Here is a 15,775-nt window from a genome sequence, read left to right as displayed (position 1 = left end):
CAGCTCAGGGCCTGCTCGGCGCGGGCCGAGCGCGGTGGTCCGGAGCCGTCGGAGGCGTTCGGTCAGCGTTCCCGAGGCCGGCGCCCGGGCCCGACGAGCGGCATCCCGAGCACGGTGCGGACGAGTCCGCCGCCGTCGCGGTCCTCGGCGATCACGCGGAGGCCGGTCTTCTCGGCGACGCGCCTCGAGGCGGCGTTGTCCGGGTGCACGAGCGCCACGAGTCGTCCCGCGAGGCGGTGGGCGAGCGCGAGGTCGCGGCAGGCCGCAGCCGCCTCGGTGGCGTAGCCGCGGCCGTGCAGACCGGCCCGCACGTGGTAGCCGACCTCGAGCTCGATCCCGCCGTCGACGCGCTGCCAGGTCAACCCGCAGTCGCCGACGAACTCGCCGTCGAGGGTCTCGACGATCCACAGCCCGAAGCCGTGCTCGCGGTAGTTGCGCCGGTTCCACTCGATCCAGGCGGCTGCCTGCTCGCGGTCCTTCGGCGCGGGGTAGTACCGCATCACGACCGGGTCGCCGAGCAGATCCGCCATGTCGGGGAGGTCCTCGGCGGTCATCTCGCGGAAGCGCAGCCGGGCGGTGGCGGCGGGGATCATCGGGTCGGGCTGCTCGGCCTGCGACTGCGGAGACGGCGACCGGGACCGTCGTCGAGCGCTCGATCCATCCGGCCGCCGCCCCCGGCCCTACTTCTCCGCCTTGGCGGCGGCCTTCGCGGCCTGCTTGGTGGCGCGGACCTTCGTCAGCGACTCCGGAGAGACGATGTCGGCGACCGAGCGGAAGGCGCCCTCCTCTCCGTAGGCGCCCGCGGCCGAGCGCCAGCCCTCCCCCGAGAATCCGCGCTGCTTGCCGAGCAGGGCGAGGAAGATCCGCGCCTTCTGCTCGCCGAAGCCGGGCAGCGCCTTCAGACGCGCGAGGACCGTGCGGCCGTCGGGCTCGTCGCGCGTCCAGACCGCCGCGGCGTCGCCGTCCCAGTCGTCGACCAGAGCGCGGCAGAGGACCTGCACGCGCCCCGCCATGCTCGCCGGGTAGCGGTGGATCGCGGGCGGAGTCCGGCAGAGCTCCGAGAACGCGTCCTCGTCGAAGCCCGCGATCGACGCGGCGTCGAAGGAGGCGCCCTCCGCCTCGAGGCGCTCCTCGATCTTGCGGGGCCCGGAGAAGGCCGTCTCCATCGCGACCTGCTGGTCGAGGAGCATCCCGATCAGCAGGGCCAGCGGGTCGCGGCTGAGCAGCGCGTCGGCGTCGGGATCGTCGGTGATGTGCAGGGCGGAGTCGCGGGTCATCCTCCAGGGATACCACGGACGGCCCCGGCGGCGAGCGCGCGGACGGTCCGGTCGACGAGGTCCAGCGCCGCAGCGAGCTCGAGGTCGCCGACATGGCCGTAGCCGAGGACCAGCGCCTCGGTCGCAGCCCGTTCCGACAGGGCGTACTCGTGCAGAGTGGCGACGAGCAGTCCCTCCCGGAGCAGCGCGGCCGCGACGGCGTGCGCGTCCAGAGGCGCGGGCAGGGAGAGGACGACGTGCAGACCCCCGTCGAGTCCGCTCGCGCGCCCCCACGGCACCGACTCCCCGAAGGCGTGGACCAGCTCACGGCGGTGGGCGTAGCGCCGTCTCGAGCGCGTGAGATGCCTCCGGAACGCCCCGCTCGCCATGAACTGCGCGAGCGCCGCCTGCGTCGGACCCGAGGCGGAGGCGTCCTTCTCGTCGTCGAGGCCGGCCAGCGCCGTGCGCAGCGAGGACGCCCGCGGAACGGCCAGGTAGGCGATGCGGAGCCATGGCGAGACGGTCTTCGAGAACGACCCGACATGGGCGACTCCGCCGCCGGAGTCGAGCGAGGCGAGCGCGGGCAGCGGGGCGCCGACGTAGCGGAACTCGCTGTCGTAGTCGTCCTCCACCACGAGCAGAGGGCCGGCCGACGCGCGGCGCACCAGCTCCAGGCGCTCGGCGAGGGCGAGCCTGCCTCCGGTCGGGTACTGGTGCGACGGAGTCACGACGACCACGTCCGCGCCGGAGCTCGCGAGAGCGTCGAGGTCGATGCCGTCGCCGCGCACCGGGACGCCGACGACCTCGTGCCCGTCGGCGCGCAGGCGGCGCCGGACGGCCGGGTAGCCGGGGTCCTCGACGGCGACGCGCACCTCGCGTCCGAGCGAGGCCGAGGCGGCGCGGGCCAGGAGCGCGACGGCGCCCGCGGTGCCGCTGGTCACCACCACGTCCGACGCCTGCACGTCGACGCCGCGGGACCGGCGCAGCTGCTCGGCGATCTGCTCCCGCAGGGCCGGGTCCCCGGAACCCCGAGGAGGCGCCGAGGGCGGCGAGGCGAGCGCCAGGCGCCAGGCGGCCCGCCACTCCGGGGTGTCGAGGGCGCGGGTGTCCGGCCGGCCCGGCCTCAGGTCCGCCGCGGCGGGCGGGACGACGGTCTCCCGGGACTCTGGCCGCGGCTCCTGCGGCGCCGGCGCCAGCAGTCCGTCGGAGGCGACCGTCACCGCTGCGCGCGGGTGGGCGACGAGGTAGCCCTCCCCCACCAGCTGATCCACCGCGGCGACGACGGAGCCCCGCGAGACGCCGAGCCGCTCGGCGAGCACGCGGCTCGACGGGATCGGATCGCCCGCCCGGTAGCGCCCGTCCAGCACCGCCTGGCGCAGCGCCTCGGCGAGCCCGGCGCGGACCGAGCCGCGCGGCGACGGCCCGAGGAGGAGCGGGATCTCCAGATCGCCCGACGCCATCGACCGCTCCGCTCTGGACCACTCCGATCGCGGCCCAGTGGCATCCTGGCAGATCCAGTCGGCGCGGGACGATTCCGACATGGACAGCCTCCCCGTCACCGACCGCACCCGCGTCTCCCGTCTCCGCGACCGCCAGCGCACCGATCCCGCCGAGCTGCACGCCCTGCTCGACGAGGCGCTCGTCGCCCACGTCGCCGTCGTGCGGGACGGCGCCGCGATCGTGCTGCCGATCCTCTTCGCCCGCGACGGCGACTCCCTCCTGCTGCACGGGTCGAGCGGCGGAGGACTGCTGCGGGAGGCGGCGCGGCACTCGCTCCTCACCGCCTCGGTCACGCTGGTCGACGGACTGGTCGTCGCCCGCTCCACCTTCGACAGCTCGATGAACTACCGCTCGGCGATGGTGATCGGCCGGGCCGAGGTGCTGGAGGGCGAGGAGAAGGCGCGGGCCCTCGATCTGCTGGTGGCACGCCTCCTCCCGGGGCGTGACGAGGAGGTGCGAGCGAGCACCGCCCGCGAGATCGCGGCGACGCTGGTGCTGCGCCTCCCCCTGGCCGAGGCGAGCCTGAAGGTGCGCGCGCACGGAGCCGGCGACGAGCCGGAGGCCGGGGTCTGGGCGGGCGTCGTGCCGCTGGTCACCCGCACGCTCGCGCCGGTGCCGGCGGAGGAGGGCGTCGCGGTCCCGGAGTCGGTCCGCCGCTTCAGCGCTGCGGTCGACGGCGCGGTGCCGCCCTGGCGCTGAGCGGACCGGCCGTCGCGGTGCGGTCCGCTACTTGGCGTCCTGACGGGGGAAGACGACCTTCTGCACGACGATGATCACCGAGGCCGCGACCGGGATCGCGACCAGGGCGCCGAGCACGCCCGCGATGGTGCCGCCCGCCACCGCCGCGATCACGACGACCGCACCGGGGACCGAGACGGCCTTGTTCATGATGCGGGGGCTGAGGAGGTACGCCTCGACCTGCATGTAGACGAGGTAGTAGATCGCGGCGACCAGCGCGGTCAGCGGCGAGGCCAGGAGGCAGGCGAGCGAGATGATCACGGCGCCCGAGAGCGTGCCGACCAGCGGGATCAGGGAGCCGAGGAACGCGACGCAGGCCAGCAGCGCCGGCACCGGGGCGCCGATCGAGAGCAGCAGGATGAACGTGAGCACGCCGTTCACGCCGGCGAGTGAGACCTGGCCGACCACGTAGCGGCCCACGGCGCCGGTGATCTCGTCGCCGACCTCGTGCGCCTTCGCGCGGTGCGAGGCGGGGGCGAAGCGGTAGGCGACGGTCTTCATCGAGCGCAGCGACGCGAGGAAGTACAGCGTCAGGATCAGCACGATGACGGCGCCGGTCACGCCGCTGGCGATCCCGGTCCCGACCGCGATCAGTCCGCCGCCGAGCGAGAGCAGGTTGTTGGGGTTGCCGATGAAGCTCTGGACGCTCTCGATCAGCTCGTCGATGTCGATCACGCCGCGCAGCTGCTGCTCGAGGTCGAGCACCCACTGCTGCGAGGCGATGTCGGTGACGATCTGCGGGGCGCTCGTGACGAACATCGTCAGCTGCTCGACCAGGATCGGGATGATGTAGACCAGCAGGCCGGCGAAGATCAGCACCACCGCGGCGAAGACCGCTGTGATCGCGAGCGGCCTCGGCAGGCGCTTGCTCTCGAGCCAGGAGACCAGCGGATCGAGGCCGAGCGCGAAGAACAGCGCCACGAAGATGTAGGTCAGCACCGTGCCCAGCTGCACGACGAGGCCGCCCAGGACGAGCGCCACCAGCACGCCGAGCGCGCCGAACAGGCCGATGCGGAAGGAGCGGATCGTGAAGACCGGCTTCTCCGGGTCGGCGGAGACCACGATGTCCGGCTCGACCGCGGGCTGGGCGGATGCCGACCGGCGCCGGCGGGAGCGGGCGAAGGCGCGCGGGGTCATCATGGGACGAGCGTAGCGGGGCACCGGGAGGCCGCCCGGCGACCGGCCCACCCTTGACGCGGCCGTTCGAGCGGTGCTCCCGCCCGCTCAGCCCTCCGGATCGTGGTCGTCGACCGCGCCGTCGCCCCGGTGCAGAGCGGCGTGCCGCTCCCACTCGGTGAGCAGGTGCTCGATCGCCTCGTGGAAGCGCCGCGTGGCCGCTCCGGGCGACGTGTCGCCGAAGTAGCGGTGCACCCAGCGCTCCAGCCGCTCGACCGACTCCGGATCGTGCTCGGCGCTGTCGATCCGCGCGATGATCGCGGAGGCGTCCTCGGCGTGCAGCCACTCCGCGTCGCCGAGGTAGCCGCTCTCGTCGACCTCGGCCTCGGCGCTGACGGGCCGGGTGACCAGCAGCGGGCGCCCCGTGGCCAGCCGGTCGTAGACCATCGCCGACACGTCGAGGATCGCGAGGTCGGCGGCGGCGAGCTGCCAGCCGAGCTCGGCGCCGGTGTCGTGCACGTGACCGGCGCGCGGATCGGCCGCGTTGGCGGCGGCGATCATCGCGACGATCGCCCGGTCGGCCGCGGCGTAGTCGGAGTCGACCGCGCCGCTGCGGGGATGCGGGCGGTAGACGAGCCGGAACCGCGGGTCGGCCAGGAGCCCGCGCACGAGGGCTGTGCCGTGGCTCCGGATCGAGCCGTAGCCCGCGGCGGGGCGGTCGCCCTCCCAGGTCGGCGCGTAGAGCACCACGCGGCGCTCGTCGGGCGTGAACGGCACGGCGCCGGCGAAGTGGTCCGCCTGAGGACGGCCGATGGCGAGGGCGCGCCTGTCGAAGTCGTAGTCCCAGAGCACGCGGCGCAGCCGGGCGAGGGCGGCGTCCCCGGCGATCATGCTGTAGTCGTACGCCTTGAACTGGTTCGTCGTCATGTACATCTTGTCGCTCTCGCCGTGGTTGACGAAGACGTGCCAGCGGCGCCCGTAGCGCATCATCTGGAAGTTGCGGGCGTTCTGGTTGACGTAGAGCACGATCCGCAGCGGCTGGCTCGCGATGGTGCTCTCGAGGTCGGCGACGGAGCGGACGTAGGCGACGGGGACCGGGCTCTCGCGCAGCAGCACCTCCGCGGCGCCGGCGTTGCGGCTGAGCAGCACGACCGGGTGCGTCTCAGCCAGCTCGGCCAGCGGCCGGTACCACTGCCGCAGCTGGTACAGGTTGATGTCGCCGTCGGCGAAGTAGACGCCGACCTCGAACCGGCCCTCGGGCAGCGGCCCGCGCTCCGCGAGCAGCCGGGTCACCGCGTGGCGGGCCCGGCGAGCCGCGAGCAGCTCGCCGCCCACCTTGCGCGCGAGTCGCGCGTCGGTGCGGAGGCGGGCGATCAGGGCACGGGGAGCGGGAGTCATCCGCCCCAGGGTACCGGCGACGGCCCCCGCGCCGGGGGCGTCGCGCGGGCCGATCAGGCCGGGGTCACCCTCAGCCAGACGAACTGCAGCGGAGCGAGACGGAAGCCCTCGCGCAGGTCGACCGCGATCTCGGTGACCAGGTCGACCGCCTCCGCGGCGAACCCGACGAACCGCTCGGCCGCGACCTCCTGGACCTCGTCCGACACGTTCGCGAGCACGAGCACCGACTCCCCGTCGCCGGGGCGCTGGTAGCCGAGCACATGGTCGTTGACCGGGTCGAAGACGCTCAGCTCGGTGCCCGCGAACATCGGCACGGCCTTGCGCACGGCGATGAGGTGCAGCAGCCCGCCGAAGACCTCGCTCGCGGCCGTCCCCGGGACCTCGCGCTCGTCGTAGCGCTCCGCGGGGCGGCGCGGCCGGTTCACCCAGCGCGAGTCGCCGGCCGTCGTCGGGTCGTCGAGGTAGCCGTGGTCGTTGAGCTGGCCGACCTCGTCGCCGAGGTAGAGCAGCGGCAGCCCGCCGGTGCTCAGGGCGATCGAGTGCGCGAGCAGCACGCGGTCGATCCCGTAGGCGTCGCCCGCCTCCACTCCGGCGAGGGACGCGGTGGTGCCCGAGACGCGGCGGTCGCCGGTGCGCGGATTCTCCTGGAACGGCACTCCGCGGGCGAACGTGCCGTCGAACCGGTCCGTGTAGAAGTCGTTGAGGAACCGGCGGTGGCCGGCCGCGTCGATCCCGAGCTCGGCGGCGTCCTCGTCGGCGAAGGTCCAGCCGATGTCGTCGTGCCCGCGCACGTAGTTGACCCAGGCCGTGCCCTCGGGGAGGGCGTGCCGGCGCTCGAGGGCCTGCGAGAGGAGACGGACGTCGCGGGTGGCGAGCGCCTCCCAGGTGAGCGCCATCTGCAGCGGGTTGTACGAGAGCTGGCACTCCTCGACGTCGATGTACTCGATCACCTCGTCGGGGTGCACGATCGCCTCGGACTTGAACAGCAGCGCCGGAGCGGCCAGGCGGCAGACCTCGTTGAACGCGCGCAGCAGCAGGTGCGCCTGCGGCTGCGACTCGCAGGTGGTGCCGAGCTCCTTCCAGATGAACGCGACCGCGTCCATCCTCAGGGCGTCGACGCCCTGATTGGCGAGGAAGAGCATCTCTCCCGCCATCGCCCGGAACACCTCGGGGTTGGAGTAGTTGAGGTCCCACTGGTAGCGGTGGAACGTGGCCCAGACCCAGCGCCCGTCCTCCAGCTGCACGAAGGAGCCGGGATGGTCGTCCGGGAAGATCTCGCGGGTCGTGCGCTCGAAGGCGTCGGGCTGCTCCCGGTCCGGGTAGATCCAGTAGTAGTCCTCGAAGCGCTGCTCGCCGGCGAGCGCGCGCTGCGCCCACTCGTGCTCGTTCGAGGTGTGGTTGAAGACGAAGTCGACCACGAGTGCGATGCCCTGCTCGCGCAGCTCGGAGGCCAGCCCGCGGAGCTGCTCCATGTCGCCGAGGCCCGGTCGCACGCGCCGGTAGCTCGAGACCGCGTAGCCCCCGTCCGACTCGCCCTCGGGCGCATCGAAGAGCGGCATCAGGTGCAGGTAGTTCAGGCCGATCTCGCGGAAGTACGGGATCTCGGCGCGCAGCCCCTCGAGGTCGCCCGCGTAGCGGTCGACGTAGCAGACCCCGCCCAGAGCCTTGTTCGAGAGGAACCAGGTCGGGTGCTGCTCGCGGGCGCGGTCGAGCGCGCGGAGCTCCTCGGGCCGCTCCTCCCAGGAGGCGGCGGCGAGCTCGACGATCGCGACGAGCTGGTCCTCGAGGTCGTCGCGGCCGGCGTACACCGTGGCGAGCAGATCGACCAGGCGCGGGAGGTGCTCGTCGAGGCGGCCGGAGAACTCGTCGTCGACGGCGCCGAGGCGCTCGCGGACCGTCGTGAGGAGGTCCGGTCCGGCAGGGGTCGCCTCCGCCTCGGCGCGCTCGGGCGGGGAGAGCTGGGTCGAATCGAACACCGTCGTCCTTTCGGGGGCCCCGGCGGGGGCGGATTCCCCGATGCTAGACGATCGGCGGACGCCCGGCGAACGCCATCCGGAGCACCGTGCGGGCCGAGAGGACGCGCCGGCCGCCCGGATCCGAGCGCCATCCCTCCCGCCAGCCGGCGAACCAGGCGCGCAGGGCGGCCGGGTCGCGACGCCAGCGGAGGCACTGGATCGCGGTCCAGGACCCCACGTAGACGAGCGCCAGAGGTGCGGCGAGATTGCGGCGGGCGAGCCAGACGCGGTTGCGCGCGTTCAGCCGGTAGTAGTCGGCGTGACGGGTCGGCTGGATGACCGGGTGCTGGGCGACGAGCTCTCCCGCGTACCAGGCGGTGCGACCCGTGTCCCAGACCCGCCAGGCCAGCTCGATGCCCTCGTGGGCGTAGAAGAACGGAGCCGCCCAGCCGCCCGTCCGGGCGAACACGTCGCGCCGCAGCACGACCGCTCCCTCCCAGACCGAGAAGACGGGGCCGGAGCGGCGGGGGTCGCCCTTGAGGATCCGCGGGATCCAGCGCCGCGGGCTCGGCGTGCCGTCCGTGCTGTCGACGCGGGGCTGCACCAGGCCGATGCGGCGGTTCGAGGCGAGCAGCGCGACCGCGTCGACGAGGAAGCGGGGGGACGGGATCCGGGCGTCGTCGTCGAGGAAGAAGAGGTACTCCCCCGCGACGGCGTCGACTCCGGCGTTCCGGCCCGCCGGGATGCCGAGGTTCTCGGGGAGCGCCAGGGCGCGCACTCCCTCGGGCAGGCCGTCCGGCTCCCAGCCGTTGCCGACGCAGACGACGTCCAGCTCGACGCCCTCCTGCGCGAGGACGCCGGCCAGCCCCGCGGCGAGGTCGTCGGGCCGGGTCCCCTGCGTCAGGACGACGACGCCGACCCGCGGCTCAGGAGCGGACACGCTTGGACGCCATGATCGCGACGAAGTGGCCGACCAGGGCGAGGAGGGCGAGCGGCAGCAGCGCCCCGACGAGGACCCGGTCGGCCGTGCCCGCTCCGACGACGAGGCCCACGAGGGCGGTCGCGAAGGCCAGCATCGTCAGCTCGACGGAGTGGTAGAGGCGGTGGAAGGGCAGGAAGCGGGCCGCGCGGCGAAGCCCCGCCAGCCCGGACGAGGACGGCACCGCCTCGCCCTTCGTGTCGGCCAGCTTCGTGAGACCGGCGTTCGCGCGCGCCACGTGCACCATGTCGTTGAGCGCCTTGTTGAGGACGATCACCAGGGCCAGGGCGAAGCCGATCGTCGTCCAGAGGAAGTCCGCCGGCGCCTCGAACGGGACGCCCGCCGCCCGCAGCCCGAGCGCGATCGGGATCAGCGCCTCGGTCGTGTAGTGCCCGACCTTGTCGAGGAACACGCCCGCCGGCGAGGACGTGCGGCGCCAGCGCGCGACCTCGCCGTCGCAGCAGTCCACCAGCATCTGCAGCTGGCCGAGGAGCAGCGCCAGCGCCGCTCCGGCGATCCCCGGGATCAGGAGGGCTGCCGCCGCGCTCCAGCCGACCAGGATCATCAGCCCGGTGACGCCGTTCGCCGAGATCGAGGTCTTCAGCAGCAGCCAGGTCAGGTAGGGCGAGAAGCGGCGCAGGTAGAGCGACGCCGTCCAGTGCTCGGCGTTGCGGCGCCCGCGCACCTCCGGGGGCTGCGCGACGGCGCGCAGCTCGGCGATGGAGCGGGGTCTCGTCGTCGTGGTCATGCGCCCCTCGGCGAGTCGGACCGCGGCTGGTGGCGGTGGGCGGAGATGTTGCTGGTCAGCCCGGCGAAGCCGAGCACGAAGCCGGTCCCCCAGGCCACGTGGACCGCCGGGATGACCACGGCGAACCACAGCATCGCACGCGCGCCGTCCGGCCGCGCGACCACGAGAGTGGCCGCCGCCACCAGGAGGAGGTAGGCGGCGGGCACCGCGAACCCGAGCAGGAGCCAGGGCGCGGCTCCGGCGAGCGCCTGGACGACTCCCGCCAGCCCGACGAGCAGCCCGATCGCGAGCATCGCGACGAGCACGGGCGGAGCGAAGTAGCGCAGCGACCGCGAGGCCGGGAACATCCGGGTGAGCTCGCCGCGCCACATCCCGGTCGAGAGGAACTGCCGGAGCAGCGCGCGCATCGAGGGCCGCGGCCGGTAGGTGACGGTGAGGCGCGGAGTGAACCAGACGACCTCGCCGCGCTCGCGCAGCCGCCGGTTCAGCTCCCAGTCCTGCCCGCGCTTGAAGCGCTCGTCGAACAGGCCGGCGCGCTCGAGGGCGGAGCGGCGGAAGACGCCGAGGTACACCGTGTCGGCCGGGCCCTCCTCGCCTCCCACGTGGTGGGGCGTGCCGCCCAGCCCGATGCGGGAGCCGTAGGCCCGGGCGACCGCGCGCTGGAACGGGGTGAGGCCCTCCGCCGCCATCACTCCGCCGACGTTCGCCGCTCCGGAGCGCTGCAGCGCCTCGACCGCCGTGCGCGCGTACTCGGGCGGCAGGACGGAGTGCGCGTCGACCCGGACGACGACTGGGTGGCGCGAGGCGCGGATCGCGGCGTTGAGGCCCGCAGGAGTGGAGCCGACCTCGTTCGGCACGACGCGGATCCGCGGGTCGGCCGCGCTCAGCTCGGCGACGAGCTGCTCCGTGCCGTCGATGCTCGGGGCGACGGCGAGGACGACGTCGAAGGGGCCGGTGTAGTCCTGGTGCAGCAGCGAGTCGACCGCGGCGCGCACGTGGGCGACCTCGTTGAGGACGGGCATGACGTAGGAGACGCCGGGCAGGTCGGAGAGGTCGTCTTCCGGGATCTCGTGCTGCATGGGTCCAGTTCGTGCGGGAGGAGCGCGGGCGCAGGGATCCACCACCCTACCAGCGGGGAGCGCCGCGCCCCGGGCCGGGCCCGGACGCGGAAAAGCCCCCCGGGGACGGATCCTCGAGGGGCTGTGCGCGGCGGCGGCGCACAGCCCCCCGGGGACGGATCCTCGAGGGGCTGTGCGCGGCGGCGGAGGGTCAGCCGGCGGCCATCTGGCCGAGCGTCGCCTTCGCCTGGTAGCTCTGGCCGTTGCGGACGTAGGTCAGCTCGACCGCGGCGTTCGCGGCCTGCGCGCGGACCTGCGCGGTGAGGTCGGACGCGCTCGTGATCGGAGTGCTGTCGATCGCGGTGATGATGTCGCCCTTGGCGAGACCTGCCGCCTGCGCGGCACCCCCTCCGGAGACCTCCTCGATGCGGGCGCCGAGGACGTCCGCGGTCGAGTCGGAGACGCTCGCGCCGAGCAGGCCGTGCGAGGCGGAGCCGTTCGCGATGATCTCCTTCGCGATGCGCTCGGCGATCGCGCTGGGGATCGCGAATCCGACTCCGATGTTGCCGGACTGGCCGCTCGAGGACGACTGGCCGGCGCTCGCGATCGCGACGTTCACGCCGATCAGCTCGCCGTCGCTGTCGAGCAGCGCGCCACCGGAGTTGCCCGGGTTGATCGCCGCGTCGGTCTGGATGACGGGCAGCGAGATGGTGCTCTTCGCCTGGGTCGGCGCCTGCTGGCCCGGGATGTCGAAGTTGAACGGGCTCTCGGTGCCGCCGCTCGAGCTGTCGCCCGAGTCGTCCGGAGCCGCCGAGGAGGCGACCTGGATGCTGCGGTTGAGCGCGCTGACGATGCCGTCGGTCACGGTTCCGGAGAGGCCGAGCGGGGCGCCGATGGCGACCGCCGTGTCGCCGACGTTGATCTTGGTGGAGTCCGCGAACGTCATCGGGCTGAGGTCGGTCGCGCCGGTCAGCTTGATGACGGCGAGGTCGAGGGTCGGGTCGGTGCCGACGACGGTCGCGTCGAAGATCCGGCCGTCGCTGGTGGTGACCGAGACGGTGCCGTTCGCGATCTCGCCGTCGAGGGTGACCACGTGGGTGTTGGTCAGGACGTAGCCGTCCTTCGAGAGCACGATGCCGGAGCCTGTGCCGGCGGACGAGCTGCCGCTCACCGCGATGGTGACGACGCTCGGAGTGGCCTTGGCGGCGACCGCGGTGGCGGTCGTCGCGTCCTCGGCGTTGTTGACCGTGATCGTCTGCGAGCCGCCGGCGGAGACCACGCGGGTCCCGCCGCCGTTGGAGGCGGACCAGAGGCCGAACACGCCGGCTCCCGCGACTCCGCCCACGACCGCGCCGATGGCGAGCGCCGCGACGACGCCCACTCCGGCTCGGCGCTTCGTGGCGGTGGGGGCGGGGGTGTACTCGGCGCCCGGGCCGAAGGGGCTCGAGGAGGGCGGCTCCTCGGAGCCGTGCAGGGTGTTCGCGGCGGGCGGCGCGTACTGCCCGTAGCGGGCGGGCTGGGAGACGGGCTGCGCCTCGTTGCCGGCCGTCGCGTTCGGCGTGTACGGCGGCTGGGGGGCCGAGGAGGAGGGGTAGGGGACGGTCGGGTTCTCGCTCTCGCGGTGCGCTCCGCCCCGGTGGATCGGCTCGGTGGGCCCGGTGGTCGAGGACGACGCTCCGGAGCTCTCGCCGGGGGTGCGCTCGGTCGCCTCTCGGGCGCCGGACTCCGTCGGCGTGGTGGGTTCCTCCGGCTGACGAGGACCCTCGTGACTCTCGGTCATGGGTGCTGCTCCTTCCAAGCGGGGATAGCTTGGCGATCGTACCTGGGGGTTTCTTATGACGGGCCTGCGAGCGGGAAATGAAACCGGCCGGACTGCTCGAGCGGGCACACTGGGCACGTGAGCATTCCCGGATCCTGGTCGCGCGCCGCGGCGGGCGCCGGCCTCCTCGGCCCCTGTGGCGAGGTCGCCGCCACCGTCTTCAGCGAGATGAGCGCGCTCGCCCTGCGCACCGGAGCGGTGAACCTCGGCCAGGGCTTCCCGGACGAGGACGGCCCGCGCGAGATCCTCGACGCCGCGCGCGACGCCATCGCGTCCGGGCTCAACCAGTACCCGCCGGGTCCCGGCTTCCCCGTCCTGCGCGAGGCGATCGCCGCGCACCGGCTGCGCTTCTCCGGGATCTCCCTCGACCCCGACGGCGAGGTCCTCGTCACCACGGGCGCCACCGAGGCCCTGGCCGCGGCTCTGCTGGCCCTCCTCGAGCCGGGCGACGAGGTCGTCACCTTCACGCCCCACTACGACGCCTACGGAGCCCTGATCGCCCTCGCCGGAGGGGTGCATCGCACCGTGCTCCTGCGCGGCCCCTCCTTCGCGGTCGACCACGACGAGCTGACCGCCGCAGTGAGCGACCGCACGCGCGTCATCCTGGTGAACGACCCGCACAACCCGACCGGTGCCGTCCTCCCGGCCGAGACCCGCGAGCTGATCGTGCGGCTCGCCGAGCGGCACGACGCCGTGATCCTGACGGACGAGGTCTACGAGCACCTGCGCTTCGACACCCCGCACGTCCCGCTGGCCTCCCTTCCCGGAGCCTTCGAGCGGACGCTGTCCGTCTCCTCGGCGGGCAAGACCTTCAGCACCACGGGCTGGAAGATCGGCTGGGTGACGGGCCCGCGCGAGCTGATCACGGCCGTCCTCGCCGTGAAGCAGTTCCTCACCTACGTCAGCGGCTCGCCGTTCCAGGGGGCCGTCGCCCTCGGGCTCGGGCTCCCGGACGCCTTCTTCACCGGCGCGGCGCAGACTCTTGCGGCCAAGAAGGACCTGCTGTCGGCGGGCCTGGCTGCTGCGGGCTTCGGCGTCGCGCCCTCCTCGGGCGGCTACTTCGTCGTCGCGGACGCGGCACCGCTCGGCTACGACGACGGGGTCGAGCTCTGCCGGGCGCTCCCGGATCTCGCGGGAGTGGTGGCGGTGCCCGTGTCGGCGTTCTGCCGCCCCGAGGACGCCGCTCCCTACCGCTCGCTCGTCCGCTTCGCCTTCTGCAAGCGGTTCGAGGTGCTGGAGACCGCGGTCGCGGGCCTCGCGCGCATGGGGCGCTGAGGAGCCGGCCTCAGCGGATTCGGTCGGATGCCCGGCGCCGTCGGGCCGGGGGCGGCGGTCAGAGCGGCAGCACCCGGAAGCGCCGCAGCGCCAGAGCGGGGTTCTTCGCGCGCGCCGCGTCGATCCGCTCGCGCGAGACCCAGGCGACGGCGACATCCTCGACCTCGCCGAGGGTGACGGTCTCGACGCCCATCGGATCGACGATCATGCTCGTGCCGACCCCGATCGGCGGGGTCTGGTCGGCTGCGACGAGGTACACCGTGTTCTCGAGCGCGCGGGCGGTGACCAGCGTCCGCCAGTGCGCCTCCTTGAGCGGGCCGCGCACCCACTCGGCCGGTGCCGCGATGACGTCGACCCCGGCGTCGACCAGCCAGCGGCTGACCTCCGGGAAGCGCAGGTCGTAGCAGGTCTGCAGCCCGACGACGAGGCTGCCGACCTCGAACGTCTCGGGTGCGGCGATCTCCCCCGCGGCGACCCACTCCGACTCGGTCTGGCCGAAGGCGTCGTACAGGTGCAGCTTGCGGTAGCGGGCCACGAGCGCGCCCTCGGGGTCGAGCGCGACGAGCGTGTTCGCGATGCGGCGCCCGTCCATCTCCTCGACCATGCCCGCCACGAGGTGGATCCGGAGCTCGCGCGCGAGGGCCGCGAGAGCCGTGACGAACGGGCCGTCGAGCGCCTCGCCCGCCGCGACCAGCTCGGGCCCGAGCGGATCGGTGAAGGCGGAGCTGTACTCCGGCAGCACCACCATGCTCGCGCCGCGCTCGGCGGCGATCCGGGCCAGGCGCCCGATCGTCGCGATGTTCGCCTCCCGGTCCGTCGAGGGGGCGAACTGCGCCACGGCCATGCCGACGGCGCCGGTCATCAGCTCGGCGGGTAGAGGAAGAGGGCGACCTGGGAGGCCGGGATGGTGCGCTTGTGGTACGCGTGGTCGTTGCCCCAGTTGTACTCCTCGAGCGAGACCGTGCCGTCGGAGTTGACGGCCTGCACGTACGCGACGTGGTTGCCGGTGAACCAGGCGACCGCGCCGGGGACGGGCATGCTGCTGGTCACCCAGCCGTGGGAGGCCCACTGGCCGGCCCACGCGTAGGCGCTGCCCCCGCCCGGGGTCATGTTGCCCCAGGTCCACTTGAAGGGTGCGCTCGTCGAGCCCTGGTCGCGGTTGATCCGCCAGGCGACGAAGTCGACGCACTCGCGGTAGTAGTACCGCAGCGGCGAGAGGCCGCCGCCCTGGTCGTCGGTGAGCTGGTCGCGCCAGGGGTAGTCGTCGCCCTCCTCGCGGGGCGTGACCGAGGTGCTGGTGCCGCCGCTGCCCGCGGCGGCGCCGTCCGCGCCGGTCGTGCCTGCCGCGGCCTGCGCCTCCTGGGCGAGGCGGGCGGTCTCGGCGTCGCGGGCGGCCTGCTCGGCGGCGGCGAGCGCGCGCGCCTGGGCGGCCGCCTCGTCGAGCTGGGCCTGGGTCGGTGCGGTGAAGGAGTCGCGGATGACCTGCTCCTGGACCGCGGTCGCCGCGACGGTGAGCTTCTGGTTGCCGAGCGCCTGCACGCGGGCGGCGGCCTCGACGGCGGCCTGCGAATCGGGTGCCGGGTCGAAGGAGTAGGCGGGGAGCGCGGAGACCGCCACGAGGCCCGCGATGGCGGCGAGGGCGACCGTGCTGACGGTCGCGCGGAAGACACGGCCCCGGCGGCGCCGCACGGGGCGGACGGGCGTGAGGACCGGAGTGGTGACGCGTGCCGCGGGCAGCGCGTGCGGCGCCTGCCGCAGGCTCCGCCGGGTCGGGCGGCCGCCGAGCCCCTCGTTCGAGCCGTCGTCTCCGCGTTCGTCCCTCACAGCAGCACCCCTCGCATCGGGGTCGAGCCTAACGTGCGGGCCGGTCCGGCACACGCGTCGGCGCGGAGCGTCGGGAGGCCGGTCCGCGGATGCGGGTCGCGCGAGACCG

At 73.8% G+C, this 15,775-nt stretch carries 14 protein-coding genes; 2 read left to right on the top strand and 12 right to left on the bottom strand.

The genetic code is table 11. The features are described from left to right. Positions 1–62: 62 nt before the first annotated feature. The 3 genes from C5C53_RS05660 to C5C53_RS05650 all read right to left on the bottom strand — a co-directional run bounded on the left by C5C53_RS05660 (position 63) and on the right by C5C53_RS05650 (position 2,716). On the bottom strand, positions 63–593 hold the full coding sequence (locus C5C53_RS05660; RefSeq protein ID WP_104226961.1) for a GNAT family N-acetyltransferase: 531 nt from the start codon (positions 591–593) through the stop codon (positions 63–65). An 87-nt stretch (positions 594–680) separates the two neighbouring features. Continuing rightward, a complete protein-coding gene (locus tag C5C53_RS05655; protein WP_104223574.1) occupies positions 681–1,277 on the bottom strand; it encodes an HhH-GPD-type base excision DNA repair protein in 597 nt (198 codons plus the stop codon). Further along, the gene (locus tag C5C53_RS05650) at positions 1,274–2,716 is read right to left on the bottom strand and encodes a PLP-dependent aminotransferase family protein (RefSeq protein WP_181127720.1); all 1,443 of its coding nucleotides are present in this window, start codon (positions 2,714–2,716) and stop codon (positions 1,274–1,276) included. The genes C5C53_RS05655 and C5C53_RS05650 overlap by 4 nt, the downstream gene beginning before the upstream one ends. Before the next feature lie 79 nt (positions 2,717–2,795). Here C5C53_RS05650 and C5C53_RS05645 point away from each other — a divergent pair, with 79 nt between their 5' ends. Beyond that, positions 2,796–3,455, top strand: a complete 660-nt coding sequence (locus C5C53_RS05645) for a pyridoxamine 5'-phosphate oxidase family protein (RefSeq protein ID WP_104233190.1) — start codon at positions 2,796–2,798, stop codon at positions 3,453–3,455. 27 nt (positions 3,456–3,482) lie between these two features. On the opposite strand, the gene C5C53_RS05640 is transcribed toward C5C53_RS05645, so the two are convergent. The 7 genes from C5C53_RS05640 to C5C53_RS05610 all read right to left on the bottom strand — a co-directional run bounded on the left by C5C53_RS05640 (position 3,483) and on the right by C5C53_RS05610 (position 12,528). Beyond that, on the bottom strand, positions 3,483–4,634 hold the full coding sequence (locus tag C5C53_RS05640; protein ID WP_258075377.1) for an AI-2E family transporter: 1,152 nt from the start codon (positions 4,632–4,634) through the stop codon (positions 3,483–3,485). 84 nt (positions 4,635–4,718) lie between these two features. Further along, positions 4,719–6,008 carry a hypothetical protein gene (locus C5C53_RS05635; protein WP_258063239.1) on the bottom strand — a complete coding sequence of 430 codons (1,290 nt, stop codon included), beginning with the start codon at positions 6,006–6,008 and terminating at the stop codon, positions 4,719–4,721. A 53-nt stretch (positions 6,009–6,061) separates the two neighbouring features. Beyond that, complete coding sequence (locus tag C5C53_RS05630) at positions 6,062–7,984, bottom strand: amylosucrase (protein WP_104267042.1); 1,923 nt, start codon at positions 7,982–7,984, stop codon at positions 6,062–6,064. Between the two features lie 43 nt (positions 7,985–8,027). Further along, a complete protein-coding gene (locus C5C53_RS05625) occupies positions 8,028–8,903 on the bottom strand; it encodes a glycosyltransferase family 2 protein (protein WP_104223578.1) in 876 nt (291 codons plus the stop codon). Beyond that, positions 8,890–9,690, bottom strand: a complete 801-nt coding sequence (locus C5C53_RS05620) for a CDP-alcohol phosphatidyltransferase family protein (RefSeq protein WP_104223579.1) — start codon at positions 9,688–9,690, stop codon at positions 8,890–8,892. Before C5C53_RS05620 ends, C5C53_RS05625 begins: the two co-directional genes overlap by 14 nt. After that, entirely contained in the window at positions 9,687–10,769 is a 1,083-nt protein-coding gene (locus C5C53_RS05615) for a glycosyltransferase family 2 protein (protein WP_181027226.1), read from the bottom strand. The genes C5C53_RS05620 and C5C53_RS05615 overlap by 4 nt, the downstream gene beginning before the upstream one ends. A 190-nt stretch (positions 10,770–10,959) precedes the next feature. After that, positions 10,960–12,528: a S1C family serine protease gene (locus C5C53_RS05610; RefSeq protein WP_104250126.1), complete on the bottom strand. Its 1,569-nt coding sequence runs from the start codon at positions 12,526–12,528 to the stop codon at positions 10,960–10,962. 117 nt (positions 12,529–12,645) lie between these two features. On the opposite strand from C5C53_RS05610, the gene C5C53_RS05605 reads away from it, so the two are divergent. Beyond that, positions 12,646–13,842 (top strand): aminotransferase class I/II-fold pyridoxal phosphate-dependent enzyme, encoded by a 1,197-nt coding sequence (locus C5C53_RS05605; RefSeq protein WP_104267041.1) that lies wholly within the window; start codon positions 12,646–12,648, stop codon positions 13,840–13,842. 58 nt (positions 13,843–13,900) lie between these two features. Here C5C53_RS05605 and C5C53_RS05600 read toward each other — a convergent pair whose 3' ends face one another. Further along, positions 13,901–14,704 carry a carbon-nitrogen hydrolase family protein gene (locus C5C53_RS05600; RefSeq protein WP_104267040.1) on the bottom strand — a complete coding sequence of 268 codons (804 nt, stop codon included), beginning with the start codon at positions 14,702–14,704 and terminating at the stop codon, positions 13,901–13,903. Next, the gene (locus tag C5C53_RS05595) at positions 14,704–15,666 is read right to left on the bottom strand and encodes a CHAP domain-containing protein (protein WP_104267039.1); all 963 of its coding nucleotides are present in this window, start codon (positions 15,664–15,666) and stop codon (positions 14,704–14,706) included. Before C5C53_RS05595 ends, C5C53_RS05600 begins: the two co-directional genes overlap by 1 nt. Positions 15,667–15,775: the final 109 nt, after the last annotated feature.

It is taken from the genome of Rathayibacter sp. AY1E3 (genome assembly GCF_002932235.1).
In the GTDB taxonomy this organism is placed as follows: domain Bacteria; phylum Actinomycetota; class Actinomycetes; order Actinomycetales; family Microbacteriaceae; genus Rathayibacter.
Note: the sequence above shows the minus strand (reverse complement) of the source record. Positions and strands in the feature narration are given on the sequence as shown.

Bases quoted from the DNA above. Each gene is read 5' to 3' on its own strand.
- C5C53_RS05650 (WP_181127720.1), bottom strand. From the start codon at position 2,716: ATGGCGTCGGGCGATCTGGAGATCCCGCTCCTCCTCGGGCCGTCGCCG.
- C5C53_RS05620 (WP_104223579.1), bottom strand. From the start codon at position 9,690: ATGACCACGACGACGAGACCCCGCTCCATCGCCGAGCTGCGCGCCGTC.
- C5C53_RS05610 (WP_104250126.1), bottom strand. From the start codon at position 12,528: ATGACCGAGAGTCACGAGGGTCCTCGTCAGCCGGAGGAACCCACCACG.
- C5C53_RS05645 (WP_104233190.1), top strand. From the start codon at position 2,796: ATGGACAGCCTCCCCGTCACCGACCGCACCCGCGTCTCCCGTCTCCGC.
- C5C53_RS05660 (WP_104226961.1), bottom strand. From the start codon at position 593: ATGATCCCCGCCGCCACCGCCCGGCTGCGCTTCCGCGAGATGACCGCC.
- C5C53_RS05655 (WP_104223574.1), bottom strand. From the start codon at position 1,277: ATGACCCGCGACTCCGCCCTGCACATCACCGACGATCCCGACGCCGAC.
- C5C53_RS05640 (WP_258075377.1), bottom strand. From the start codon at position 4,634: ATGATGACCCCGCGCGCCTTCGCCCGCTCCCGCCGGCGCCGGTCGGCA.
- C5C53_RS05600 (WP_104267040.1), bottom strand. From the start codon at position 14,704: ATGACCGGCGCCGTCGGCATGGCCGTGGCGCAGTTCGCCCCCTCGACG.
- C5C53_RS05615 (WP_181027226.1), bottom strand. From the start codon at position 10,769: ATGCAGCACGAGATCCCGGAAGACGACCTCTCCGACCTGCCCGGCGTC.
- C5C53_RS05635 (WP_258063239.1), bottom strand. From the start codon at position 6,008: ATGACTCCCGCTCCCCGTGCCCTGATCGCCCGCCTCCGCACCGACGCG.